The organism is Candidatus Hydrogenedentota bacterium, assembly GCA_019637335.1.
In the GTDB taxonomy this organism is placed as follows: Bacteria; Hydrogenedentota; Hydrogenedentia; order Hydrogenedentales; family JAEUWI01; genus JAEUWI01.
Map to the genome: position 1 here is coordinate 118,629 of JAHBVV010000006.1, position 25,270 is coordinate 143,898.

The 25,270-nt window shown below is 62.6% G+C and carries 20 protein-coding genes; 6 read left to right on the top strand and 14 right to left on the bottom strand.

Annotated elements, in window-relative coordinates:
* Positions 1 to 137: 137 nt before the first annotated feature.
* Positions 138 to 1,067, bottom strand: a complete 930-nt coding sequence (locus KF886_09475) for a branched-chain amino acid transaminase (protein ID MBX3177579.1) — start codon at positions 1,065 to 1,067, stop codon at positions 138 to 140.
* A gap of 339 nt (positions 1,068 to 1,406) precedes the next feature.
* On the bottom strand, positions 1,407 to 1,898 hold the full coding sequence (locus KF886_09480; GenBank protein MBX3177580.1) for a CBS domain-containing protein: 492 nt from the start codon (positions 1,896 to 1,898) through the stop codon (positions 1,407 to 1,409).
* Positions 1,899 to 2,124: 226 nt separating this feature from the next.
* Between KF886_09480 and KF886_09485 the strand changes: the two genes are divergently transcribed.
* Both KF886_09485 and KF886_09490 read left to right on the top strand, forming a co-directional pair.
* Positions 2,125 to 3,258 (top strand): DegT/DnrJ/EryC1/StrS family aminotransferase, encoded by a 1,134-nt coding sequence (locus KF886_09485; protein MBX3177581.1) that lies wholly within the window; start codon positions 2,125 to 2,127, stop codon positions 3,256 to 3,258.
* Positions 3,259 to 3,601: 343 nt separating this feature from the next.
* Positions 3,602 to 4,699, top strand: a complete 1,098-nt coding sequence (locus KF886_09490) for a type IV pilus twitching motility protein PilT (GenBank protein ID MBX3177582.1) — start codon at positions 3,602 to 3,604, stop codon at positions 4,697 to 4,699.
* A 260-nt stretch (positions 4,700 to 4,959) separates the two neighbouring features.
* Here KF886_09490 and KF886_09495 read toward each other — a convergent pair whose 3' ends face one another.
* Both KF886_09495 and KF886_09500 read right to left on the bottom strand, forming a co-directional pair.
* Entirely contained in the window at positions 4,960 to 6,519 is a 1,560-nt protein-coding gene (locus KF886_09495; protein ID MBX3177583.1) for a sulfatase, read from the bottom strand.
* Positions 6,520 to 7,167: 648 nt separating this feature from the next.
* A complete protein-coding gene (locus tag KF886_09500; protein MBX3177584.1) occupies positions 7,168 to 7,518 on the bottom strand; it encodes a DUF2200 domain-containing protein in 351 nt (116 codons plus the stop codon).
* 141 nt (positions 7,519 to 7,659) lie between these two features.
* Here KF886_09500 and KF886_09505 point away from each other — a divergent pair, with 141 nt between their 5' ends.
* Positions 7,660 to 8,295 (top strand): hypothetical protein, encoded by a 636-nt coding sequence (locus KF886_09505; protein ID MBX3177585.1) that lies wholly within the window; start codon positions 7,660 to 7,662, stop codon positions 8,293 to 8,295.
* Positions 8,292 to 9,155 (top strand): nucleotidyl transferase AbiEii/AbiGii toxin family protein, encoded by an 864-nt coding sequence (locus KF886_09510; GenBank protein ID MBX3177586.1) that lies wholly within the window; start codon positions 8,292 to 8,294, stop codon positions 9,153 to 9,155. Before KF886_09505 ends, KF886_09510 begins: the two co-directional genes overlap by 4 nt.
* Before the next feature lie 34 nt (positions 9,156 to 9,189).
* On the opposite strand, the gene KF886_09515 is transcribed toward KF886_09510, so the two are convergent.
* The 4 genes from KF886_09515 to KF886_09530 all read right to left on the bottom strand — a co-directional run bounded on the left by KF886_09515 (position 9,190) and on the right by KF886_09530 (position 14,853).
* Complete coding sequence (locus KF886_09515; GenBank protein ID MBX3177587.1) at positions 9,190 to 10,551, bottom strand: exo-alpha-sialidase; 1,362 nt, start codon at positions 10,549 to 10,551, stop codon at positions 9,190 to 9,192.
* A 684-nt stretch (positions 10,552 to 11,235) separates the two neighbouring features.
* Positions 11,236 to 12,426, bottom strand: coding sequence for a hypothetical protein (locus KF886_09520; protein MBX3177588.1), 1,191 nt, complete (start codon positions 12,424 to 12,426; stop codon positions 11,236 to 11,238).
* Between the two features lie 422 nt (positions 12,427 to 12,848).
* A complete protein-coding gene (locus KF886_09525) occupies positions 12,849 to 14,093 on the bottom strand; it encodes a hypothetical protein (GenBank protein ID MBX3177589.1) in 1,245 nt (414 codons plus the stop codon).
* Positions 14,094 to 14,097: 4 nt separating this feature from the next.
* Positions 14,098 to 14,853 (bottom strand): hypothetical protein, encoded by a 756-nt coding sequence (locus KF886_09530; GenBank protein ID MBX3177590.1) that lies wholly within the window; start codon positions 14,851 to 14,853, stop codon positions 14,098 to 14,100.
* Between the two features lie 535 nt (positions 14,854 to 15,388).
* On the opposite strand from KF886_09530, the gene KF886_09535 reads away from it, so the two are divergent.
* Together KF886_09535 and KF886_09540 are read left to right on the top strand one after the other, a co-directional pair.
* A complete protein-coding gene (locus KF886_09535; protein MBX3177591.1) occupies positions 15,389 to 18,334 on the top strand; it encodes a PSD1 domain-containing protein in 2,946 nt (981 codons plus the stop codon).
* Positions 18,335 to 18,419: 85 nt separating this feature from the next.
* Positions 18,420 to 19,850 (top strand): DUF1501 domain-containing protein, encoded by a 1,431-nt coding sequence (locus KF886_09540; GenBank protein MBX3177592.1) that lies wholly within the window; start codon positions 18,420 to 18,422, stop codon positions 19,848 to 19,850.
* 501 nt (positions 19,851 to 20,351) lie between these two features.
* Here KF886_09540 and KF886_09545 read toward each other — a convergent pair.
* The 6 genes from KF886_09545 to KF886_09570 all read right to left on the bottom strand — a co-directional run bounded on the left by KF886_09545 (position 20,352) and on the right by KF886_09570 (position 25,198).
* The gene (locus tag KF886_09545) at positions 20,352 to 21,311 is read right to left on the bottom strand and encodes a calcium/sodium antiporter (protein MBX3177593.1); all 960 of its coding nucleotides are present in this window, start codon (positions 21,309 to 21,311) and stop codon (positions 20,352 to 20,354) included.
* A 291-nt stretch (positions 21,312 to 21,602) separates the two neighbouring features.
* Positions 21,603 to 21,791 (bottom strand): hypothetical protein, encoded by a 189-nt coding sequence (locus tag KF886_09550; GenBank protein MBX3177594.1) that lies wholly within the window; start codon positions 21,789 to 21,791, stop codon positions 21,603 to 21,605.
* 214 nt (positions 21,792 to 22,005) lie between these two features.
* Positions 22,006 to 23,109 carry a ribosome small subunit-dependent GTPase A gene (gene rsgA / locus KF886_09555; protein ID MBX3177595.1) on the bottom strand — a complete coding sequence of 368 codons (1,104 nt, stop codon included), beginning with the start codon at positions 23,107 to 23,109 and terminating at the stop codon, positions 22,006 to 22,008.
* A 41-nt stretch (positions 23,110 to 23,150) separates the two neighbouring features.
* On the bottom strand, positions 23,151 to 23,594 hold the full coding sequence (locus tag KF886_09560) for a type II toxin-antitoxin system VapC family toxin (protein MBX3177596.1): 444 nt from the start codon (positions 23,592 to 23,594) through the stop codon (positions 23,151 to 23,153).
* Positions 23,591 to 23,806: a hypothetical protein gene (locus KF886_09565; GenBank protein MBX3177597.1), complete on the bottom strand. Its 216-nt coding sequence runs from the start codon at positions 23,804 to 23,806 to the stop codon at positions 23,591 to 23,593. The genes KF886_09560 and KF886_09565 overlap by 4 nt, the downstream gene beginning before the upstream one ends.
* Before the next feature lie 93 nt (positions 23,807 to 23,899).
* Positions 23,900 to 25,198: a glycine--tRNA ligase gene (locus KF886_09570; GenBank protein ID MBX3177598.1), complete on the bottom strand. Its 1,299-nt coding sequence runs from the start codon at positions 25,196 to 25,198 to the stop codon at positions 23,900 to 23,902.
* Between the last annotated feature and the right edge of the window lie 72 nt (positions 25,199 to 25,270).

Genomic DNA, 25,270 nt, shown 5'->3' on the forward strand with positions numbered 1-25,270 from the left:
GCGCCCCATCACCCAAAACACCGGCAGCCCGCGCACGACTCAAAGTGAGCCCAACCCACCCACAACACTCACAACCGGCGCGGCTGTCCCGTCGTTCTCAACCCCGCCAACACCACACGAGCGGCGCCCCGCCCCCGTCACCAAACCGGCGTACACCAATGCCGGTACGCATCCACCTTCCCCTGCACCACATTGAAATACAAATCCTGCAACTCCCGCGTTATCGGACCCGGCTTACCCGTGCCCAGCAGACGCCGGTCAACCGATCGCACCGGCGCCACCTGCGCCCCCGTCCCGCAGAAAAACGCCTCATCACTCACATACAGCTCCGTCCGCGCTATCGGGCGCTCCACCACCTCCATCGACAGCTGCTCCCGCGCAAGCTGCATGATCGTGTTCCGCGTAATCCCCACCAGAATATCCGCGTTTGGCGGCGGCGTGATCAGCCGCCCCTCCTGCACGATAAACAGGTTCATCGCGCTCCCCTCCGCAACCGTGCCATCCTCACGCAAAAACACCGCCTCGTGGAAGCCCGCCTGCTTTGCCTCCGAAGCCGCAAGCGCCGAGTTGATATAGCTGCCCGTCGTCTTCGCGCGCGTCGGAATCGCATTGTCCGAAAGCCGGCGCCACGAAGAAACCGCCACATCCAGCCCGTCATTCGTGTCCACGTAATCGCCCAGCGTGATCAGGTAGCAGCACAGCGCGCTCTCCACCCCGCGGACCGCCGGACCCAGCGAAAGCTGGCTCTTGTAACAGATCGGGCGCAGGTAAATGTCTTCGCGAAGATTGCACCTCCGCGCCACCTCCAGACATATCTCCTCAATCTTCGCCGCATCCTCCGGAATCTCCATGCACAGGATGTTGAAATTCCGGACAAAACGGTCGATATGTTCCTTCAAGCGGAAGATAAACAGGTTCTCTTCTTCCTGGCTGTAATAGCCCCGAATCCCCTCAAAAAGCGCCGTGCCATAGTTGAAGGCATGGGTCATTACACTCAATTTCGCGTCGGCGACCGGAATATACGCCCCGCCAAAATACGCGGTCTCGCCCGGATGCATCACGGCCATGCTATCGTCTCCACGCTCACGCCCCTTGCGGGCGGAGCCAGCTGGTGTTGTTGTCGTAAATACGCGCCCCATGCGCACCTGCCCGAAAAAAGGGAGGATACGTAGGAATGGGAGGCGGCGCGATGCGCCCGGACAAATCGGCCCGCAAACGGGCCCATGCGTCATCCCGGAAGGGCGGCGCGCCACGCCGCGGCGCAGGCCTGTTAAGTATGGCCATTTTCCCGCTATCTTTGCAACCTGAACACCGCAAAAACGACCGCAATCCCCCGAATTCAATGAAAAACGCGCCCCCGGATCCGCGCAAAGCGGCCGGGGGCGCGCAGGATTAGACAATACCGGTTACTGCGGCGTGTAATGCTCCACAATAACCCGGTTCGACGACATCCGCCAGCGGCTGCGGTACGCTTTCTCGTAATACGCGTCGTTCAGCTTCTCGATCAATTCGGAAGACTCCGCCATGTCCGCTTCGAGCAGATCCCGCATCGAGACCAGCCCCTTGAACACCTCCCCGCGCCCCACCACCACCAGATGCCGGACACCGCACTGGAACATCACAATCTTCGCATGACCCAATTCGTCATCGATTTGAATCGTCATCGGATCCGGGCTCATCACCTCCCGAACAAGCGTTGCGTCAATGTCCAGCGACGCATTCACCACCCGGTGCATCAGATCGCGCTCCGAGAAGATGCCCACCACCCGATCATCCTCCTTGACCGCAACCGCACCCGTTTTCCGCTCGCAAAGATAATGCACCGTCTGCCGGACCGTGTCGCTCGCGTTTACCCAGTAAATGTCTCGGGGTTTGATGATGTCGCCAATCGTGTGCATAGACGAGGTCTCCTCTCGGTTATCGCCGATCGATAGCCGCGCGGAAACCCGCTGAATCCGGCGGCATGCGCACTACCTGGAATCAATGCGAAACCCCGGTGACTGCTTGCACCCGCTTCGCTCCATCGATTAGTCTATCACACGATCTCCGGAGCGCCCAGAACTATTTCTAGTTCCAAATATACCCGCCATTAGCAGATTTCTCAGTATTCCCACGGAGCAAACCATGGACTTCCAATTCCCCTGGCCCGTTTTCGACCATGCCGAAGAAGCCGCCCTCCAACGCGTTCTCACCCGCCGCAAATGGTTCAATGGCGAGGAAACACGCGCCTTCGAAGCCGCCTACGCCCAATTTCAGGGAGCCGAATACGCCGCCGCCTGCACCAGCGGCACCACCGCACTCGAAGTCGCCCTGGAAGCCCTCGATATCGGCCCCGGCGATGAAGTGATCGTTCCGCCCTACACCTTCGTCGCAACCGCCACCGCCGTCCTCCGTGTCGGCGCCACCCCAGTCTTCGCCGATGTCGACGCCTCCTGGTGTATGGATCCCGCCGCCGCCGAAGCCGCCATCACCCCGCGCACGCGCGCCATCATGCCCGTCCACTTCGGCGGCGCCATGGCCAACATCGACGCCCTCGCCGATCTCGCGAGAAGCCGCGGCCTCGAACTCATCGAAGACGCCTGCCACGCCTGGGGCAGCGCCTGGGAAGGGCGCGGCGCCGGCACAATCGGGCGCTGCGGAGCCTTCAGCTTCCAGGAATCGAAAAACATCACCGCCGGCGAAGGCGGCGTGCTTGTCTCCAACGATGAATCCTTCATCGAGCGATGCCACAGCATCATCAACTGCGGCCGCGAGGAGGGAGCCCCCTGGTACCACCACATTAACCTCGGCACCAACGCCCGCATCACCGAATTCGGAGCCGCCCTCCTCCTGGCCCAACTCGAACGCGCCCCGGACCAGCTCAACCGCCGCGCCGCAAACGCCGCCCTGCTCGACGAGGGCCTGGCCGGCGTCCCCGGCGTCACGCCCCAGCCCCCGGTCCCGAAAATGACCCGCCGCGCCTGTCATCTCTACTGCTTCCGGCTCGACGCCGCCGCATTCGGCATGGACCGCGACGCATTCCTCGCCGCCTGCAAGGAACGCGGCCTCCCCCTCATGGCGGGCTACCCGATCCCCCTCTACAAGCAGCCCGTCTTTCAGAAATTCCTCGGCCGCCACGACTACAACCAGTGTCACTGCCCCGTCACCGAAGCCCTCTGCGCCAGCGAAGGCGTCTGGATCACCCAGCCCATGCTACTACTATCCGATGCCCACATGCGCGCCATCATCGACGGAATTCGCGACATCGGCAACCACTGACTCTTATCGGGCGCGCGAGCCTACAGGGGTGCCACGGTCAAGCCCGCAAGGGCTTGCCCGTGCCTGCCGACCGGGGAGCCCGAACTTCGGTCGATCGCTACGGCTATCACGGCCATCGCGATGGCTCGCACGGGTTTGGCTTGAACGCTTGAGCTTGGCGCCCGCAGCCCTCCGGTACAAACCCGAGTTGACGTGAAGACCACCAGACCCCTGACAAGACGATGTGCATATCGATGGGTTGGCCCTGGGTAACGGTCACGTGCTATTGAGCCCCCCGAAACCCTTTGCTATACTGCCGCCGGATAAGGCAATCACCGTCTGAACGGCAAGAAGGGAGCGCGGCATGCTTACGCTGAAACAGATACTGAGCTACGCGGTTAAGAATGGGGCCTCCGACGTCCACCTCACCGTCGGCAGCCCCCCCGCCATCCGCGTGGACGGCAAAATCCGCTTCATCGAGGCCGAGCCCATCACCCCCGACCTCACCCAGGGCTACGCCGCCGAAATCATGAACGAGCGCGAGCTCGCCGCCTTCGAGGAAAAGGGCGACGCCGACCTGGCCTACGGCGTGGCCGGACTCGGGCGCTTCCGCGTCAATGTCCTCAAACAGCGCGGCTCCGTCGGCGTCGTCATGCGCCACGTCAAGGGCAAGATCCTCGATTTCACCGAGCTCAATCTACCGCCCGCCATGACCAAGGTCGCCGAGATGCACCGCGGCCTCGTGCTCGTCACCGGCACCACCGGCAGCGGTAAATCCACCACCCTCGCTTCCATCGTCGACTACATCAACCAGCGAAACCGCTTCCACATCGTCACCCTCGAAGACCCCATCGAATTCCTCCACAGCAACAAGAAAAGCATCATCACCCAGCGCGAGATCAACATCGACACCCGCGACTTCTACAGCGCCCTCCGCGCCGCCATGCGCGAAGACCCCGACGTCATCCTCGTCGGCGAAATGCGCGACGCCGAAACCTTCCAGGCCGCGATCTCCGCCGCCGAAACCGGACACCTCGTCTTCAGCACCCTCCACACCACCAACGTGATGCTCACGATCGACCGCATCATGGACATGTTCCCCTCCAACATGCACGACCAGATCCGCTCCCAGATCGCCCTCCAGATCCGCGCCTGCATCGCACAGCGCCTGCTCCCCTCCGCCGACGGCAAGGGCCGCGTCCCCGCCATCGAGCTCATGTTCAACAACCCCGGCATCGCCTCCCTCATCCGCGAGAACAACATCAAGCAAATCCCCACCGCCATCGTAGGCGGCAAGGAAGACGGCATGCAGACCTTCAACATGAGCCTCGCCGGACTCATCAAGGCCGGACTCATCAAAGAAGCCGACGCCTACGCAAACTCCGACAACCCCGAAGAGCTCAAGATGAACCTCCAGGGCATCTACATCAGCAGCGGACGCGGCGGCATCCTCAAGAAATAAGGGGACTGGAGCCCGCGACAAAAACCACCCAAGCCGCGAAAGCGCCCAAAACCACCCCCAACTCGCGGGGGACTGTACCCGCCTCGTGATTTCAAAGGGAGCCACGGGTGCCACGTTCAAGCTCCGCGGCTCCGCCGCGAAGGCTTGAGCGTGCGAGACTCCAGAAGCGCACCTACGTTCAGGGGCCGTATTTCATCTCTAATGGATGACACAACGCGTCGTGAAAGGCTGTCCCGTCGCAGCCAGGGCCACCTCCCCCCCTAATCCAACATCCCCGCCTCAAAATCCCCTTCCTCCACCCACCCCGCCTTCAACGCCTCCCCACCCATATACCGCTCATAAAACCCCGCCGTCCGCGCATCCGTATACGGAATCCCATCAAACCACCCCGCGTCTCCCGCAACACGCCGATCCCCCTCCGCCGCCAGCGCGCCAAACAGCAAACCCCGCATCTCCCCGGCCCGCGCCTCATACCCCGGATCCGCCATCAGATTCTCCAGGCACCACGGATCCTTCCGCACGTCATACAACTCCTCCGCCGGACGCTTCCCGAAACACAGCCGCCAATACGGCCCGTCGCGGCCCGCCCGCCGCATCTCCAGAATCCTTGTCTTCGTTGCCCCCCCGTCACAATTCAAGTACCCCGTCTCCGGATTCCCAGACGGCCACCGGTCCGGCTCGAAATTGTGAATATACAGCAGATCCCCCTCCAGCAACGCCCGCACCGGATACCCCGCGTCCCCCGGACGCCCCACGTCGTGCCGCTCCTTCCCCAGCAAAACATGATTCCGCCAATCCGCGCCCCCGGCCTCCCCGCGAAAGATCGGCAGCAGGCTCCGCCCCGTCATCGGCGCCATCCCCGACGCCCCCGCATCCACCCCCGCCGCCGCCAGAAACGTCGGTGCAAAATCGATGAAATTCACCAGCGCCTCCTCCACCCGGCCCGGCGCCGCGATGCCACCCTGCCACATGATCGCCAGCGGCATGTGATTCGAAGGCCCATACACCTGCCCCTTCACCCGCGGAAACGGCATCCCATTGTCCGCCGTCACCACCACCAGCGTGTTCTCCAGCTCCCCCCGCGACTCCAGCAACGCCAGCATCCGGCCCAGGTGCCGATCAAAATGCTCGATCTCAAACGCGTAATCCAGCAGGTCATTCCGCGTTACCTCGTCATCCGGCCACATCCCCGGAACCGAATCAATCGAATCCAGCGCCTTACCCCCCTTCGCCACCCCCGAACCATATTCATACGCCCGGTGCGGCTCCACCGCCCCATACCAGAAACACCACGGCTTCCCCTCGCCATTCGCCGCCAGAAAATCCTCAAAATTCCCCGCATAATCCGTCGCCCCCATCTTCGACGTCGGCGGCTCCGCCCGGCGCCGGTCAAACGGCGTCCCCGCCAGCTGGCGCGGCTTCCCATCCCGCATCCCCGGATCCCCCGGACCCCACCCCTTCCCCGTCTTTCCCACGAAATACCCCGCCCCCGCAAGCGCCTCCGCATACGTCATGAACTGCGCCGGAAACGGCGCCATATGGTTCACCGCCGTCTCCAGCTGCCACGGGTTCCGCCCCGTCAACACACACGACCGCGACGGCGCGCACTTCCCATTCGGCGTATACGCCCGCGTGAACAAAATCCCCTCCGCCGCCACCCGATCAAACGCCGGCGTCTCCACCCACCCCGTCCCATACGCCCCCATATGCGGATACGACGCATCATCCGCAATCGCAAAAAGGATATTGGGCCGATCGGCAGGTGCGGCGGATAAGCAGACCAGGGCGGCAAGCGCCATGACGAATTGGATGTATCGCATTGTCATTTTTTCACTCCATGGCCGCTGGCGGCACGCTGTCTTCTTGCGATGTAAGCATACCGGGCGACAGCGCTTCAAGGATCGCGGATATTCCTGTCCGCGGCAGCGTGCGCGTCACTTGCGAAAGGACCGCAGGGTATTTGGCGCAACCATAGAAGATGCAATGTCATTCCCACGAAAGTGGGAATCCAGTGCACATGTGAAGTACATCACGCAGCGTCTCTGAATCCCCACTTTCGGGGCTGTCGATTTACTTAATTTACCCTACACTATAAAAGAAATGCGCAGATCCGTCATCCCCGCGAACGCGGGGATCCAGCAACGCGATCGCACAAACCTCCGAGTCCCACTGGATTCCCGCTTTCGCGGGAATGACGCTGTAGGGCGTTAGCACAATATTGTAGGAAATGTGCTCACCGCACGCGTTAAATCGACAGCCCCTTTCCAGGGAATGACGCTGTAAGACAGCAGCACAAACTTGTAGGTTTTGAGGCGTCCGCACCAGTTAAGCCGACGGCCCCATTCGTGGGGATGACGAAATTTCCGATTTCTTTACAAGTTCACCATGCCATTTGAACGCCGTTCTGTGTCCTGCCGCGTGTAGGAAGGTCCGCGATCCTTACGCGGCCACCCCGCGCCGCCACCCCCTCACCCCCGCAAGATCTTCTCCATCGCCTTCCCCTTCGCCAGCTCATCGATCAGCTTGTCCAGATACCGGATCTCCCGCATCGTCGGCTCCTCCACCGCCTCCACCCGCACGCCGCACACCACCCCCCTGATCAGCGTACGCGCGGGATTCGGCCCCGGCGCCTCCGAAAAGAAAGTCTCAAAATCCGTCCCACGCTCCAGCACCGCTCCCAACGCCGCCTGGCTGTATCCGGTCAACCAGCGGATGATTTCGTCGACTTCGGCTTTCGTGCGTCCCTTTTTCTCCGCCTTGGCGATGTAATGGGGATAGACACTGGCGAAACTCATGGTATAGATGCGGTGTTTTGCCATGATTTCGATTTCACTCCAATTCCCTCGGAGGCTGCGGGCAATGTAGGACGGGCGTCCCACCCGTCTGGACAGCCGGGACGGCTATCCTACTTTATTTTCCAGAAACTGTCATTTTTTGACAGTTTCTGGTAAAATCTTGTTATGAACACGGTAACCGACTACTTTCTCCGGCGCGGCGCCACCGTTTTTACGCAATCGGACGTCGCAACAGTGCTATCTGGATCCCCGAACCGTCGCCACGGCCTCGTCAAACGGGCGCTGGCGAAAGGAGAGATTCTCGGCATTCGGCGGGGGCTCTACTGCCTTCCTCGACCCTATCAGAAGCGGCCACTGCGTATCCATACCCTCGCACAACAGATTTACGGCCCGAGCTATGTCAGTTTCGAGTCCGCCCTGAGCTATCACGGTTGGATTCCCGAGGCGGTTTACACATGCACCTGTACCTGTCTTGGAAAAGCTAAGCTGTTTGAGACGCCTCTGGGACGCTTCGATTACAAACGGGTGCCCCAGAAAGTCCTCTATGTGGGCGTCGACCGGGATGTAGACGCGAATGGCAACGCCGCGTTTATCGCGTCACCTGCCAAAGCCCTCGCGGACTACATTTATCTTCATGATCCACCGTGGGAGACCATCGAGGGCGCCTCCGGCAGCCTGCGCATCGAAGTGGACGAATTGCTCGGGGCATCACCCGAAGACCTGGCGGAACTTGAAAAAAACTACACGAACAAGCGAGTCCGGGCTTTCCTCCAAGCCTGGCGACGGGAACTGCAAGCATGAGCGTACAGGCCATTCAACAGCGACTCAACGCGCGCGAATACCGATCGGAAGACGAAGAGGATCAGGCGCTGCGGGAGATTACGCAAGAAGTCATTCTCGCGGCGCTGGGCCGCGGGGACTTCTTCACCAACGCGCTCTTCCAGGGCGGGACCTGTCTCCGCATCTTTCACGGCCTGAACCGGTTCTCCGAGGATCTGGACTTCATCCTTCGCGATCCCGATCCCACATTCCGATGGGGCGATCACCTGGCCCGCGTCGAACAGGAACTGCGCGCCTACGGATACCGGTTCGAAATTGTAGACCGCACCAAAGCCGATGCGGCCGTCAAAAAAGCCTTCCTCAAGGATGACTCGCTCGGCAAGGTTCTGGAACTTCAATTCGCGTTCCGAAAGGGTCCCCTCGCGAAGATTCGAATCAAGCTGGAAATTGACACCAACCCGCCCGCGGCCAGTGGCGTGGCGCTCGAGTACATGGACTTTCCATTCCTCTCCGCCGTCTCCATCCAGGACATGCCGACCCTCTTTGCCGGGAAGCTGCACGCACTGCTGTGCCGCGAGTATATCAAAGGCCGTGACTGGTTCGACTTCCTCTGGTATACGGGCCGCGGAACGCCGGTCAACTACGCGTTCCTCTCCGCCGCGCTGGAACAAGTGGGTCCCTGGACGTCCAAAGGCGAAACGGTCAACATCGATTGGCTCGCAAAGGAACTCGGCGGAGCCATTGACCAGCTCGACCTCGGGCAGGCGGCGAAAGATGTCGAGCGCTTCCTGCCAGCCAGCGAACTGCCCTCCCTCAACCTGTGGAGCCGCGACCTCTTCTTGCGCCAACTCGACAAATGGCGCGCCGCCCAGCCAGATTAAGATCCGGCCGTTAGCATATCTTTAGACAGCGCCCTCAAGGCTGCGGCGTCTCAATCCACTTCCGATTAAACCGGTAGTGCAGCCGGCTGGAGATCAGGTGGATCACGCCATCCGGGGTCTGCGTCGCCGCCAGGTAGCCCCGCGGCTCCGCGTGGTGGTCATCCATCGTGAAGGTCCCCGTCCACGCGCCTCCTTCCAAGGCCTGCGCGGGGCCGCCCGGCGTCACCAGCTTCCGGACCGGCCACGTCTCCCCGTCATCGTAGGAAAGGGCCGCGTACATGCCATAGCCCATCGCCGTCTCCCCGCGCGCGTTCGTAAACTCCAGGCCCGTACGCTCCTGGTCCAGCCGCCCGAAATCCGTGAAGGACACCAGCAGCAGCGGGCCCTCGCTCAAACGGTACAGCACAAGACGTTGCCCGCTCCAGATCGGCGGGAAAGGGCTCGCGGAATAGGTCCACGTCTCGCCCGAATCGCTCGATATGCTCCTGGCCAGGCGCCCCTCAATCGCGTCGCCCCGCCCGAAGGCGATCCACCGCCCGTCGGACAGCTCCGCCACGCCACCGTGGATCCCCGCGATCGTGCCCCGGCCCGTCGCGCCCGCCGCAAACACCGGCGCCGGCTGCCCCTCGCCCGGATCCCGCCACGTCGCCCCCCCATCCCGGCTGATGTGCAGCGCCGTGCCCCCTTCACTCGTGGGCGACGCGTCGCACGGCTGCACCAGCAGCCCGTCCGGCGTCTTGATCGTACCCGCAATAACCTGGTGCCGCCCCTTCACCCGCGGCCCGATCGCCCGCGGAGCCGACCACGTGACGCCGTTGTCCCGGCTCGTACGCAGGAGCAGCGCGAGATTATCCCAGCCCGTGCCGCTGTCCGGGCCCATCCCGTTGAAATGATAAACCGTCCCGTCGCTGTCATGGAAGATCGCCGAGCCGTGCATGTTACGCCGCGGCGCCTTGAAGAATTCGCTCGACGGATCCCAGTTCTCCGCGCCCGCGCGCAACCGGCTCGCGATCACCGTCAGCTCCGCGCCCGCCTCCTTCATCGTCGTATACCAGATCGCCAGCAGATCCCCGTTCTCCAGCCACGTAATCGCCGGCTGGTGGTTGTGCTCGTAAAACGGCTCCTCCGCGCCCGCCGCCGGCGGCAACACGAACACCGACGGCCCCGCAAAAAAAGGCGCGTCGCGATCCGGCCCCCGGCCCCAGTCATGACGCGCCTGCGACACGCCCCGCGCCCAACCCGGCGGCGACGCCTCCGGAACCGGCGTCAACCCGGTGATCACCCCCGCCTCCTCCGCCACCTCAAAATGGCGATACACGAGCGCCTCCTCCGCCCCCCACGCGGACCCATGACCCAACCCCGCGATCGCCACCAGTACGCAACCCGCTCCAACCATCCATTTCATCCACACGGTAACACTCCTCCCGGCCGCGCCAACCTTCAACAGCGGCGCGCCCGTACATCAGCCAAGACACAAGCGACAGCCTAATCCATCCCCCGCGCCCCACGCAACGCAAGAACGCCCCACGAAGAGGCCATGCATCCCGGCGACTCAGCCACTCCCGCCCGAGAAACGTAACGCCAGACACCCCGATCCACCAGCAAAGGCCAACGGGGACGTTCGGCATTCAGTCGGATTGCCGCCGTCTCGCGAACCTCCTCCGCGTCCCGGGCGCTATCAACAACCAGAGGACACCCGCTGATTACGCCCATCAACCGGAACGCCCCAAGGGGACTGGAGCCCGCGACAAAAACCACCCAAGCCGCGAAAGCGCCCAAAACCACCCCAAAATCGCGGGGGACTGAACCAAGGGGACTGGAGCCCGCGACAAACACCACCCCAGCCGCGAAAGCGCCCAACACCACCCCTAAATCGCGGGGGCCTGTACCCGCCGAAAGGCTCTGGGGGTACAGCCACCGGCTGGATTGGCGTCATTGGACATTACGTTGGCCCACTTGCCAGCCAGAGGCAGTCCCCAAGGGGACTGGAGCCCGCGACAAAATCCACCCACGCCCCGAAAGCGCCCAATACCACCCCCAATTCGCGGGGGACTGTACCCGCAGAAGACCGTCACCCCCCTCATCCCCCCGCATCCGTGGTCACGGTGTGGATTACATCGCCACCATCAAACTCCGTTCCGGCAAAAACGACTTGGCCAGCGCTGTTCACGCGCATGGAATACGCTTGCGCATCAATATCGCCCAAGCGCCCGGACCACTGAAGCTCACCCCTTTCGCTGAACCGAACTCCGTAGAACCGGTCACAGATGGTTCTGATGTCTATGAATCCCAGTGAATACGCATACCCACCCGCCACAAGGTCTCCGTCCGGCAACTCAACCAGACCATACCCGTAGGCATACGGCGCACCCGGACCAAACGCGTCCCACTGAAACGCCCCCGCCGAATCCAGCTTGAACACGTACGGCCGGTACCCACCAATACTCTCGTCCAGATCAATGCCCACCACCGCGTAGCCGTCGTCCCACGTTTCAATCATTTCCTGAGCCGCCGCCTTCGTGGAACGTTGCGCTGGCGTGTCCGCATCGTTGAATTCCCATTCGGAAGCACCTTCCGGATCGGTCTTGACGACACTGCGATATCCATTCCCCGACTGGCCGCAGAACGCGTAGCCGCCGTCCCGCGTCGCAATGCAACTCAGCGTGATGGATTGATCCAATGTCCGTCGCCAAAGCTCGTTGCCATCCGCGTCAAACTTCGCCAAGAGCGCGTTGCGACTTTCCGTGCCCGCCACCGTGAAAGAAGCGTCCGGATTCACGCAAAGCGACCACACAGAGACTTTTCGCGCCCCCCGAAGCACCTTGGACCATACTTCCTGCCCATCGCCATCGACTTTGGCCAGGATCATATCGGTGTGGCCCAATAGATACCCGGGAAAAATGACCGATGCCCCGGTAACCCCCGCCATGTAGTACCCGCCGTCGCCGCTGGGAGCAATGCTCGTCCATTCGTCCTCATCGCCCCAATCCCAGGACCTCGTCCACTGAATCTGACCAGAAGCGCTCGCCTTCACCACAAATGCATCAAGCACATAGTCCGAGTCGACCAGTGGCGTAGCATCCGCGGACCCCGCCATAACGGCGCCGTCATCATCGGCAACCGCGAAATCCCATACGCGCGTATACTTGCCAACCACCACGCGAGACGCCATGGCGGCGGGCTCCGATTCCGGGCAAACCGGAGTACAGCCCACGACCATCAGAAAGCACAGGGATGCGGCCCACACGATCACATTCTTCTTGAGAATCACAAATAGCGCCTCCAGGGTCCTATCCCCATATCCCCATATCCCGGAATCCAATATAGGCGTTTGCAGGCTGTCCCCGGACTGCAACGCAATCCGAACCACCCCAGGGACTGCGGCGCCACACCACCCCAAGTACCACCAACCCGCACAACACCAAAAGCCAGCCCAACCAACCCACAACACCAACAACCGGCGCGGCTGTCCCGTCGCCGCCCCCAAGGGGACTGGTGCCCGCGACAAAAACCACCCACGCCGCGAAAGCGCCCCAAACCACCCCCAAATCGCGGGGGACTGTACCCGCCGAAAGGCTCTGGGGGTACAGCCACTGGCTGGATTGGCGCCATTGGACAATACGTTAGGCCGCTTGCCAGCCAGAGGCAGTCCCCAAGGGGCCTGTACCCGCCGAGGACCCAGGCCCCCAACGGCTACCTGTTCACATTAACCGTGACGAGTGAGAACGCATAGACCAGGCCATTGGCGCCCGGTCCAGCGAGTACCACCTCGCCAGAATTGCCCTCGACGAGCGCAAACGCGTGCTCGGCGGTCTCGCTTACCCGCTCGTCCCAGCGTATGCCCCCGTTTTCCCCGATACAGACCACATACATCCGGTTGCATGCCGGAATACCCAGGAAATTGTACGCGAAACTGTCACCCGCCGCCACCAGGCTTCCGTCAGCCAACTCAATAATGTCGTAACCCCTCGCATGCGGCGCGCCTGGCGCCCTCTCGGCCCACAGGAAGTTACCCGAACGGTCCAGCTTCACGACAAACAAATCCTCGAAAGTGCGCCCAGCGACCGCAAAGCCACCATCGCGCGTTTGTACGATGCCCTCCCCGTAACGGAACGCTCCAAACGCGATATGATTCCCCGCGCGGAAGTCCCACAACGTGTTTCCGCTCGCGTCCAACACGGCGACATAGACGTCATCCGCGTATGCGGCATCCGAAGGCGTGTCTGTGTAGCCGGCAATGGCGTAGCCTCCATCGTCCGTTGGAATTATGTCCTGTACGCCAAGATTAAATCCCGCACTCAACCGCCTGCGCCAGGTTTCGCCGCCGTCGGCGTCAAATTTTATGACCAGAACATCATCATACGCGGCATCTTGCCTTGTCGTTCCCGCCACAACGAAACTGTTATCCGGGTTTACGCAAATAGCCCGCCCAACAGCAAACCGCTCGCCATCCAACAGCCGCTCCCAGACAGCTTCCCCGTTGGAATCTATTTTGCCCACCGAGATATCCGTAGGCTCGAACGACTTCGGGTCCGTAACCAGTGCCCCAATAGTACCCGCATATACATAGCCGCCGTCTATAGTCGGCTGAATACTACTTGCCTGGCCCGTGGCGCTTCCCGCAATCTTTGTCGTCCATTCGACTGTACCGTTTTTGTCCGTCTTGACAAAAAAGCTATCGAGACTCCGCAGGTACGATTCGTATGCCGCATCATCAAACAGCGGCCGCGCTTGCCCGGCAGTGTATCCCGCCAGAATGTAGCCCCCGTCCGCGGCAACCTCCATATCATTGGGCCAGGCATCAAATTCCGCGGGGACACGCACTTCCGAAAGCGCCGGAACGGAATCCTCGCAGGGCGCCCCCACCAGGGGATCACAAGCGCTGGCTATGATCGGGAGAAACGCGCAAAGAATACGAGTATGGCTCAAGCCCTTCATTTCGTCACCTGGAAATCCTATCAATGATACCAGCAATACACGAAATGGCGTATGCTACCTGTCCGATAGAGCTTCTTAAAACACCATGCATTATTTCTACAACACCAAAACATGCATATCGGTTCCAGTCCCACCAATAATAGTTCTTGCATTGTTCCATCTGACAACCACGCATAATACGGTCACAATTCAAATGACCGCCGCAGCGGTAATAGCACAGATCGTGGCCAAAACAGCATCCTCGAAAATTTGCTCGAGATCCCCAGCCTTGCCATATGAAATCGTAGGTTCCAGGAATGCCACAGGTGTCCCCAGAAGCCAATCCCAAAGCATCAGTGAGCCTCACCGGGGACGCCGCCACGTACAGATACACATTCGGCCCGTCGACCATCTCCATGGGGTCGCGCGTCACCCAGCGCAACTGCGCGGCGCTGTAATACCGGTAGGGGAAGTAGTGCAACCCCGACGCGCCGTCGTAGGGCTTGCCGGTGAAGGCCTGGGGCATCGCGGGGCCGGACGCGGCGTAGGCCGCGCCATAGGGGCCGTATTCCGCCGACGCCACCGCCGCCCTGGACCCGTCGAACAGCCCGCGCACGGAACCGAGGTGGTCCAGCGCGTAATGGCGGTACCCCCCCGCGGCCGGATCCGTCCCGCCCACATCCGCCAGCGTCGCTTCTACCTGTTCCATCGTGTTCGCCCCGTTGATATACGTCCGCGCCAGATCACCCGAAGCCCCATCCGCATCATCCTCCTCGTTCACCTCTCCCGGCGTCCATAATAGCACCGTTTCCCCGCGCCGTAAAGCCCCATCCGCTCTGGGGCTCTTGGGGGTACAGCCACCGGCTGGATTGGCGCCATTGGACATTACCTTGGCCCACGTGCCAGCCAGAGGCAGTCCCCAAGGGGACTGGAGCCCGCGACAAGAACCACCCAACCCGCGAAAGCGCCCAAAACCACCCCCAAATCGCGGGGGACTGTACCCGCCGAAAGGTTCTGGGGGTACAGCCACTGGCTGGATTGGCGCCATTGGACAATACGTTGACCCACGTGCCAGCCAGAGGCAGTCCCCAAGGGGACTGGAGCCCGCGACAAAAACCACCCACGCCGCGAAAGCGCCCAAAACCACCGCAAAATCGCGGGGGACTGTACCCGCCGAAAAGCAGGATAGCCCGTCCCGGCTGTCCCGTATCCGCCCAAATCCCACCCACAACTTTTCTTGCTTTCACGCAATCCATGTTGTACCCTCATTTCGGGGGAAGCGCGGGCCGCGCCCCCCTCACATGAGGTAGTGTTTCATGCAGTGTTTTCGTTTCATGGCCATGGCCAGCCTGTGGACCGCCGCCATCGCTCCGATCGCTCCCGCCGATCCCATCGACTTCGGTCGCGACGTCCGCCCCGTGCTCGCGGGCAAGTGTTTCCAGTGCCACGGCCCCGATGAGGCCGCGCGCCAGGCCGGCCTTCGGCTGGACACCTTCGAGGGCGCCACGATGGCCCTGAAATCCGGCGCCCCGGCCATCGTCCCGGGCGACGCGAGCCAGGGCAGCTTCTTCGCGCGCATCACAACGCACGACGAAGTCGACCGCATGCCGCCGCCCGAGGTCAGTCCCGCGCTGGACGACGCCACGGTGGACCTCCTCCGCCGCTGGGTGAACGAGGGCGCGGCCTACGCGCCCCACTGGTCCTTCGTGAAGCCGGAGAAGGCCCCCCTGCCGCCGGTCGACGACCTGGCCTGGCCCCGCAACGCCATCGACCATTTTATCGCGGCGGGCCTGCGCGACGCCGGCCTCGCCCCCGCGCAGGAGGCCGACCGCCACACGCTCATCCGCCGCCTTTCGCTCGATCTCACCGGGCTCCCGCCCGCGCCGGAAGCGGTCGAGGCCTTCGTGAACGATCCCAGCCCCGTCGCCTATGAAAAACTCGTGGAGGACCTCCTCGCCTCCCCGCGCTTCGGCGAGCGCTGGGCCCGCATCTGGCTCGACATCGCCCGCTACGCCGACACCAAGGGCTACGAGGCCGATCGACACCGCGACATGTGGCGCTTCCGCGACTGGGTCATCGAGGCCTTCAACCAGGACATGCCGTTTGACCAGTTCACCATCGAGCAGATGGCCGGCGACCTCCTGCCCGAGCCCACCCTCGAACAGCAACTGGCCACCGCCTTCCACCGCAACACCATGACCAACGACGAAGGCGGCACGGACAACGAGGAATTCCGCACCGCCGCCGTGCTCGATCGCGTGGACACCACCATGGCCGCCTGGATGGGACTGACCATGAACTGCGCCCAGTGCCATACCCACAAGTACGACCCGATTACGCAGAAGGAGTATTACCAGTTCTACGCCTTCCTGAACCAGACCCAGGACGCCGACCTCTTTCCGGAGGAGTCCCCCGTGCTCCCCGCGCCCACGCGCGACCAGCAGCGCGAGATGGATTTTCTCCGCGAGCGCCTGGATCAGGCCGCCGACGCCATGCGCGCCGCCCTGCCCGCGCGCAACGAGCCCCAGGAAGCCTGGGAGCAGCGCATCGCGGCCGAAGGCGGCGGCGCCCCCGTCCCCGGCGCCTGGCAGTCCCTCGGCCCCATCCCGCAAGACGATTTCGAGCAGGCCTTCGCGAGTGACGGCGGCCTGGACGTTACCTCGCGCGATCTCGCCGCGCCCGAGGGCTACGAGTGGATTCCCCGCCCGGACTGGACCGACGGCGAGGTCCGCAACCTCGAAGGCCAGACCGCCATCACCTACCTCCGGCGCACCATCCAGGCCGCCGAGCCCGCCGCCTACCCCGTCAAGCTCGGCAGCAACGACGCCATCCAGGTCTGGCTCAACGGCGTGGAGGTCCACAGCAACAAGGTCCTCCGCAGCATCGAGCCCGGAAGCGACGAGGTCACGCTCAACCTCGTCGCCGGCGACAACCTCCTCCTCCTCAAGATAACCAACGCGGGCGGGGCCTACGCCTACTCCTACGAAAGCGGCTACACCGGCCTCCCGCTCGAACTGCTCAAAATCGCCCGGACGCCCGCCGCCAGCCGCGCCGCCGATCAGGCGGATCAGATCCTCGCCTACTACCGCGAACACATCGCTCCGGAACTCGCCCCGCTCCGCGATGATCGCGCCCAACTCCAGGCGCGTCTCGACGAGATCAACGCCGCCGTCCCGAAGATCCCCGTCCTCCGCGAGTTGCCCCCGGGCGAACAGCGCGCGACGCATATCTTCGAGAAGGGCAGCTTCCTGAGCCCGGGCGACGAAGTCTTCCCCGGCACGCCCGCCTTCCTGCATCCCCTCCCCTACGACGCCCCGCGCAACCGCCTCGGCATGGCCCGCTGGCTCGTCGACCGCGAAAACCCGCTCACCGCGCGCGTACTCGTCAACCGCTTCTGGACCCAGTTCTTCGGCGTCGGCATTGTCGAAACCGCCGAGGACTTCGGCCAGCAGGGCGAACTGCCCATCAACCAGCCCCTGCTCGATTGGCTCGCCGTCGATCTCATGGAAAACGGCTGGTCCATGAAGCAGCTCTGCCGCACCATCGTCACCTCCGCCACGTACCGCCAGGCCTCCGCCGTCCGGCCGGAGACCCAGGCGAAAGATCCCTACAACCGCCTCCTCGCCCGCGGGCCCCGCTTCCGCCTCGAAGCCGAAATGGTCCGCGATCAGGCCCTGGCCGCCAGCGGGCTTCTCAGCGACGACCTGTTCGGTCCCTCCGTCATGCCCCCGCAGCCCGAGGGCATCTGGCAGGTGGTCTACAGCGGCGACGAGTGGAAAACCTCCGAGGGCGGGGACCGGTACCGCCGCGGCCTCTACACCTACTGGCGCCGAACCTCCCCCTACCCCTCCATGATCACCTTCGACGCCCCCTCGCGCGAGGTCTGCACCCTGCGGCGCATTCCCACCAACACCCCGCTCCAGGCCCTCACCACCCTGAACGACCCGGTCTATGTCGAAGCCGCGCAGGCCCTGGCGCGCCGCGTGATAAGCGAAGCGCCCGACCCCTCGCTGGAAGGCCGCATCCGCCACGCCTTCCTGCTCGCCGCAAGCCGCCCGCCGGAGGACGCCGAAATCGCCACCGTGCGCCGGCTCTATGAAGACGCCCGCGCCACCTACGCCGGTAACGCCGATGGCGCCCTCGCCATGGCCACGGTCCCGCTCGGGCCCGCCCTGCCGGGTCAGGACGACGCCGAACTCGCCGCCTGGACCGTCGTCGGCAATGTACTGCTGAACCTCGATGAAGTGCTGACAAAACGATAAAGTGAGTAGGATAGGCGTCCCGCCTGTCCTGGAAAGCCGGAACGGCTATTCCACATCGGAAAAAACGCCACGGAATGTGACCACCATGAATCCTTATCTCCACTACATGCACGGGCTCACCCGCCGCCACTTCCTCCAGCGCACCGGCGCCGGCATCGGGGCCCTCGCCCTCGGCGCCCTCCTGGGCGAATCCGCCGGCGCCGCCTACGGGCAGCCGCGCGGGCCCCATTTCACGCCCACCGCCAAGCGCGTTATCTACCTCCACATGGCCGGCTCCCCGCCCCAGCTCGACCTCTTCGATTACAAGCCGAAGCTGAATGAGCTGAACGGCCAGCCCTGCCCCCAGGACTTCCTCGAAAACGAGCGCTTCGCCTTCATCACCGGCCACCCGTCCATCCTCGGCTCCCCCTACCAATTTCAGCAGCGTGGCGAAAGCGGCGCCTGGGTCTCCGAACTCATGCCCCACCTCGCGGGCGTCTCCGATGACCTCTGCATGGTCCGCTCCCTCCACACCGACCAGTTCAACCACGCCCCCGCCCAGCTCTTCCTCTACACCGGCTCCCCCCGCCTCGGTCGCCCCTCCATGGGCTCCTGGCTGACCTACGGCCTCGGCACGGAAAATCAAAACCTCCCGGGCTTTGTCGTCCTCGTATCGGGCAACAAGACGCCCGACGCCGGCAAGAGCGTATGGGGCAGCGGCTTCCTCCCCACCGTGCACCAGGGCGTGCAGTGCCGCACTACCGGCGACCCCGTCCTCTATGTCTCCAATCCCGACGGCATGGACCGCGCCATGCGCCGCCGGAGCCTCGACGCCCTCAACGAACTGAACGAACTCCATTTCGCAAAGGATGCCGACCCCGAAACCCAGACCCGCATCTCCCAATACGAGCTCGCCTACCGCATGCAGCTCTCCGTCCCCGAAGTCATGGACATCGCCGCGGAGCCCGAATACATCCACCGCCTCTACGGCTCCGACCCGGGCGCCACCTCCTTCGCCAACAACTGCCTCCTCGCGCGGCGCCTCATCGAGCAGGGCGTCCGCTTCGTCCAGCTCTTCGACTGGGGCTGGGACACCCACGGCACCAGCCCCAACGATGATATCGTCACCCACCTCCCGCTCAAGTGCCGCCTGTCCGACCGCCCCATCGCCGCCCTCATCACCGATCTCAAGCAGCGCGGCCTCCTGGAAGACACCCTCGTCGTCTGGAGCGGCGAATTCGGCCGCACCGCCATGAACGAAGCCCGAAACGGCAGCACCTTCCTCGGCCGCGACCACCATCCCCACGCCTTCACCGTCTGGATGGCCGGCGGCGGTTCCAACCGCGGCGCCCAGATCGGCCAGACCGACGAACTCGGCTACCGCATCACCGAAAACCCCATCCACATCCACGATTTCCAGGCCACCCTCATGGCCATGATGGGCTTCGACCACGAACGCCTCACCTTCCACTACCAGGGCCGCGACTACCGCCTCACCGACGTCCACGGCCGCGTCCGCCCCGAGCTGATGGCCTGATCCGGCAAACAAAGGATCGCGGACATTCCGCGGCGAAGTAAGCCCAAGCTCCCAGAAGCCCATACTCCCGCTATCGCAACCCCGGATTCCCACACTTCAAGCCCCAACCCAACCCGCGCCACACGGCTCCATTTTCGACACAGGCGCCGTGCCGCCACAATCAACCTCAACTGTTCAACCCGCGCCAACGTGGCTTGGGCTTCCAGCCTGAGACAGCGTGAGCGGTGCTTTCCAACGGCCCGTTGACGCTATGCATACAGCCTCGCAATCCCAACGCTATTCGTGTCCATTCGCGTTCATTCGCGGTTCAAAACTGATCGCGGACATTCCGCCACGGCGGCCCTTCGTCCTGTCCGCGGCAGAGAAAGCGTCAACCCCACCCCAAGTGCGCGCACACTTCACCGCGCCTCTCTTCACGGGGTACAGCCTCGGGCTGGCCTGAAGCCTGCGTTCCTGTCTCATGCATCCGCGCCAGCCCGATGCAGTCCCCCTCCCCCAAAATCACCCCCGATACACCAGAAACCCCATATACACCACATACAGCCCCACCAGCACCGCCCCCTCTCGCCGTTGCAGCGTATGCGGCGTCCGCCCCGTAAACATGAAGCCAAACAGCAACAACGTCGCCACCAGCATCACCCCCATGTCGAGATTGTTCGTTTCGTTGTATTCCACGCTGTGAAACACACTCGTCAGCCCCGCCACGATGAAAATATTGAATATGTTCGAACCCACGACGTTCCCCACGGCAATATCCACATTCTTTCGGTACGCCGCCATCCCCGAGGTCGCAAGCTCCGGAAGCGACGTTCCGATCGCGATCACCGTAAGCCCGATAAACGCCTGGCTCATCCCCCACGACAGGGCAATCTGCTCCGCGCTGGTCACCGACAGGCGCCCCCCGATGACGAGACCCGCAATACCCACGACGATTTCCACAATCGACCGCGGCAGCGGGTCCGACGCCGGCTCCTCCAGCCATTCCTTGTCCTTGTCGTCCTTCACAAGCTGCACGACGTAGTACATGAAAGCGCAGAAGAAACCCAACAGCACCAGCCCATCGATATGGCCCAGGCGGGAAACCTCGTCCCCCTCGACAAGACGGTCGTTCAGCAGCACGAAAAACAAGATCGCCGCCCCCAGCGTAAAGGGTATCTCCTTCCAGACCGTGCCACGTTTTGCCGGCAGCGGGCAAATCATCGCGGCAATGCCCAGAATCAAAAGAATGTTCGCAATATTGCTGCCGATGATATTCCCGATGAAGAGGTCCCCATTCCCCTCCGCGCCCGCAAACAGGCCAATCACCAGCTCCGGCAGCGACGTGCCAAAAGAGACCACCGTCAGCCCGATAACCAGATCGCTGACCCGCAGCGCCTTCGCCACCGACGACGCCCCACGAACAAGCCAGTCCGCCCCCTTGATCAGCAGCGCCAGCCCCCCGATAAGCAGCACATAATCCATGCCAAAACTTCCTGATTTTGACGACGCGAGCGCCGTGGAGTGAAATGACTACCCGATTCGGGCGACGAAGAGGCGACAGCATAGCCTGCGAAGTCAAACCCGAGCAAGCTAACGGCGGAACTCCCCCAAAAAACACAAACACTCCCCGGGGGTTTAGCGGGGAGTGTTGTGCTGTAGATCGTGACGCGCGACACAATGGGAAAATGCCGCGAACCAGCCTACAGTAGTGTGCGAAGATTGTTCATGCCCGCGCCGGATATTCTCCGGTCGCCAAGGCGAATTAACAGGTTCCTAACTGACGTCCGCCGTCCACTGCCGGAAGAAGGCCTGAATTCCTCGAACCGGACGGAGCCTGATATTTGTGTAGTGCATCCGCATCAACTTGTCGAATGCGTCCAACTTGTCCTGGGCAATAATGGTGCCCTGTGCGCGATCTTCCAGACTATCCGCAGTACGCGCGGAATACTCAAACACCGCCATGGTTCGTTCACCTCTGCTTGGGCCTTGCGTTCGACTGTTCCGAAGCCTCATCAGCGACTTCTGCCTATATAGTCGTAATTCCGGACAGATTGTGCAGAAAATGAACCAAATTGGAACATGCTTGCGGAAAAAACGGGAAGAACCGGATAAAGAGGGCCCCGATCACGAAAAAATCGTCCGATTCCGTCAATAAACTTGCCCCGGGACGCCCCGCTCAATAATCGGCCGACTTCCGCCCGTACCGATCCCCGAAGGGGCCCTCCTGCTCGTCTTCCATACTCTGCCGGATGCGCAGGTAGGATTCATAACGCCACGGGGTCAGTTCACCCGCCTCCACCGCTGCCGTCACCGCGCAATCCGGCTCGTGCGTGTGGCTGCAATCGCGAAAACGGCAATCCACCCCCAGCGCCGCCAGATCCGGAAAAAACCAGCCGACTTCCGCCGGCGACACCCCCCACACCCCCAGCGCGCGTATCCCCGGCGTGTCGATGATACGGATCCCCCCGTCGAGCTCATACAGCCGCGATGCCGTCGTCGTGTGCCGGCCACGTTGCGAGACGTCGCTCACCTCCTGTGTGTGCACCGCCAGGTCCGGGTCAAGCGCATTCAGGAGCGACGACTTCCCCACGCCGCTGTGGCCGCTCAACACGCTAAGCTTCCCGCCCAGCAGCCCCCGGAGTTCGTCCAGCCCCGCCCCCGTCTCGCAGCTGGTCCGGATCACGCGAAAACCGAGCGTCTCGTAATCCTGAAGTTCCGGGGGCGCCTCGTCGACCAGATCCATCTTGTTCACGCAGATGACCGTGTCCACCCCGCCCACCTCCGCCGCGATCAGGTAGCGATCCACCAGCCCGGGACGGAACGGCGGGTTGGCCGCCGCCGTTACGATCACCAACAGATCGATGTTCGCCGCAAATACCTGCTCGTCGAGCTTGTCGTGCTCGTGGCCCGGGCGGCTCAGCCGCGTGCGCCGCGGCGCAACCCCCCGAACCATCCACTTCTCCGCCTCCCGCTCCACGTACACCTTGTCCCCCGGAGCCAGCAGCGACGTCCGCCCCTCCTTCAGCCGCTCGTCAATCAGGCAGAGCTCCTCCGCCCCGTCCTTCAACACAAACGCCCACTTCTTCGAATGCGATATCAGCAGCGCGTTCGGCTCGAAATCGGTCGGCAGCGATTGCAGCTCAAGCGCCACATCCGAAATCGCCGCCTGCGCGCGCCGGTGCCGGATGCGGTCGTGGGTGAACGACGTCTCGTGCGCCTCCGCCCAGTTCCGCGTGCGCACCTGTTTGCGCTTCTTCTTTTTGACCTGCTTCTTTTTCATTCATCCCGCATACGGCGGCTCTCCCGACCCTTCGGCCGCGGCTACGACACCTCGGGGTTAAGCACCGGATACCCGTGGCTTCTCACGATCCCAATGAGCCGCTGATCCGCCGAGACAAAAACGGCGTCCCGAGTGCAGTTCTCCCGATAAAACGAAAACTGGAGTGCGTCGAGGGTCGCCAGGGTATTCGCTCCATGGTTCTCGACGAGAAATTGGTATGCGTTCGCGATTACCGAGGGCGTGAATGGAAAGACGCGGATACGGCTTCTGACATCCTCGGAAAACCGCGCCACAAGTGATTCGAAAAACACGGCGTCGATGTGCCCGGATCGCCGCTGCCGCGCGGCGGACGACATCAACTCCAACCGCGCGAGCTCCGAGATGCAGATGGTGTCCGAACCACGGTACATAGCCCGCACGTTCTCCGTACCCCGTTCCTGGTGGTACAGTTTGAGCAGTGCGGAGGAATCTACATAGTAATTCACGTGCTGGCGTGCCGCTCAGCAATCAATTCATCGGCCCAACTGCTGGTGTCTGACGCGGACATTTCCAACACCTCATCAAGCGTCGGAATCCTCTTCTTCGCTTCCGGCTGCCTGGACGGCTGCCGCAAAGACTGAAGATGGGTGTAGAGTTGCGCGAGCTCGGCCTCGCCCAGTTGGTCAATTGCCTGGTGGATCTGTTCTTTCAGTGTCATTGAATCGGTCTCCATCAAGAAGTGGTGCTGCTTGTCCTTTTCGCTGCAATTATACCTGTCCGAGACCAAAACGGAAAACGTGGCGATGACGCCTCACGCCTCCGGATCAAACGACACGCGCTTCTCAATATACGCCGACACCTCGTCCATCGGCATCCGCACCTGCTCCATGCTGTCGCGCTCGCGGATCGTCACCGTGTTGTCCTCTTTCGTGTCGTAATCCACGCAGATGCAGAACGGCGTGCCCACCTCGTCCATGCGCCGGTAGCGCCGCCCGATCGCGCCCGCCTGGTCGTAGTACGTGTTGAACTTCCGCCGCAGCTTCTTCTCCAGCTCCTGCGCGATCTCCGCCAGCCCATCCTTCTTCACCAGCGGCAGCACCGCCGCCTTGATCGGCGCCAGCTTCGGCGCAAATCGCATCACCACGCGCGTCTCCCCCTCCACCTCTTCCTCGTCATACGCCGCGCAAAGCACCGCCAGCGTCGTACGGTCCGCACCCGCCGATGGCTCCAGCACCGTCGGCACAAAGCGCTCGTTCTTCACCTGATCGAAAAACGACAAGTCCTTGCCCGAATGCTTCGAATGCGCGTTCAGATCAAACGTCCCCCGGTTCGCCAGGCCCTGCAGCTCGCCCCACCCAAACGGGAACTCGTACTCCACGTCCACCGTCCGCTTCGAATAATGCGCCAGCGCCTCCTTCGGGTGCTCATACCACCGCAGCTTGTCCTCCGGCAGGCCCAGCCGCAGATACCAGCTCCAGATCGCCTCCTGCCACCGCTCAAACCAGATCTCCTCCTCCTCCTCCTTGCAGAAAAACTCGATCTCCATCTGCTCAAACTCGCGGCTCCGGAAGATGAAATTCCGCGGGTTCACCTCATTCCGGAAGCTCTTCCCCACCTGCGCAATACCAAACGGGATCTGGCACCGGTACGACGAATACACCTCCTTGAAATCCACAAAAATCGACTGGCACGTCTCCGGACGCAGGTACGTGTTCACCGCCGTGTCCTCGCTCACCCCAAGCTGGGTCTTGAGCATGCTGTTGAACTTCTTCGGCTCCGTCAGCTCCCCCCCGCAATCCGGACACCGGTCCGACTCCAGGTGATCCTGCCGGAAACGGTGCCTGCACGCCTTGCAATCCACCACCACATCATGGAACGCCTCCACATGCCCCGACGCCACCCACACCTCCGGATGCATGATGATGCTCGCATCAATCCCCACCACGTCGTCCCGAAGCTGCACGAAGTTGTACCACCAGTCATCCTTCAGATTCCGCTTCAGCTCCACCCCCAGCGGCCCGAAATCCCAGCACCCATTCACCCCGCCATAAATGCCGCTCGACTGAAAAATGAATCCCTTACGCTTGCAAAGGCTGACCAGCTTGTCCACGATAAACTCCTGTCATAACAAAATCGGAAAAAAGGGGAAACGCCCGGCGGCAAGAACCACCGCCACCACCGC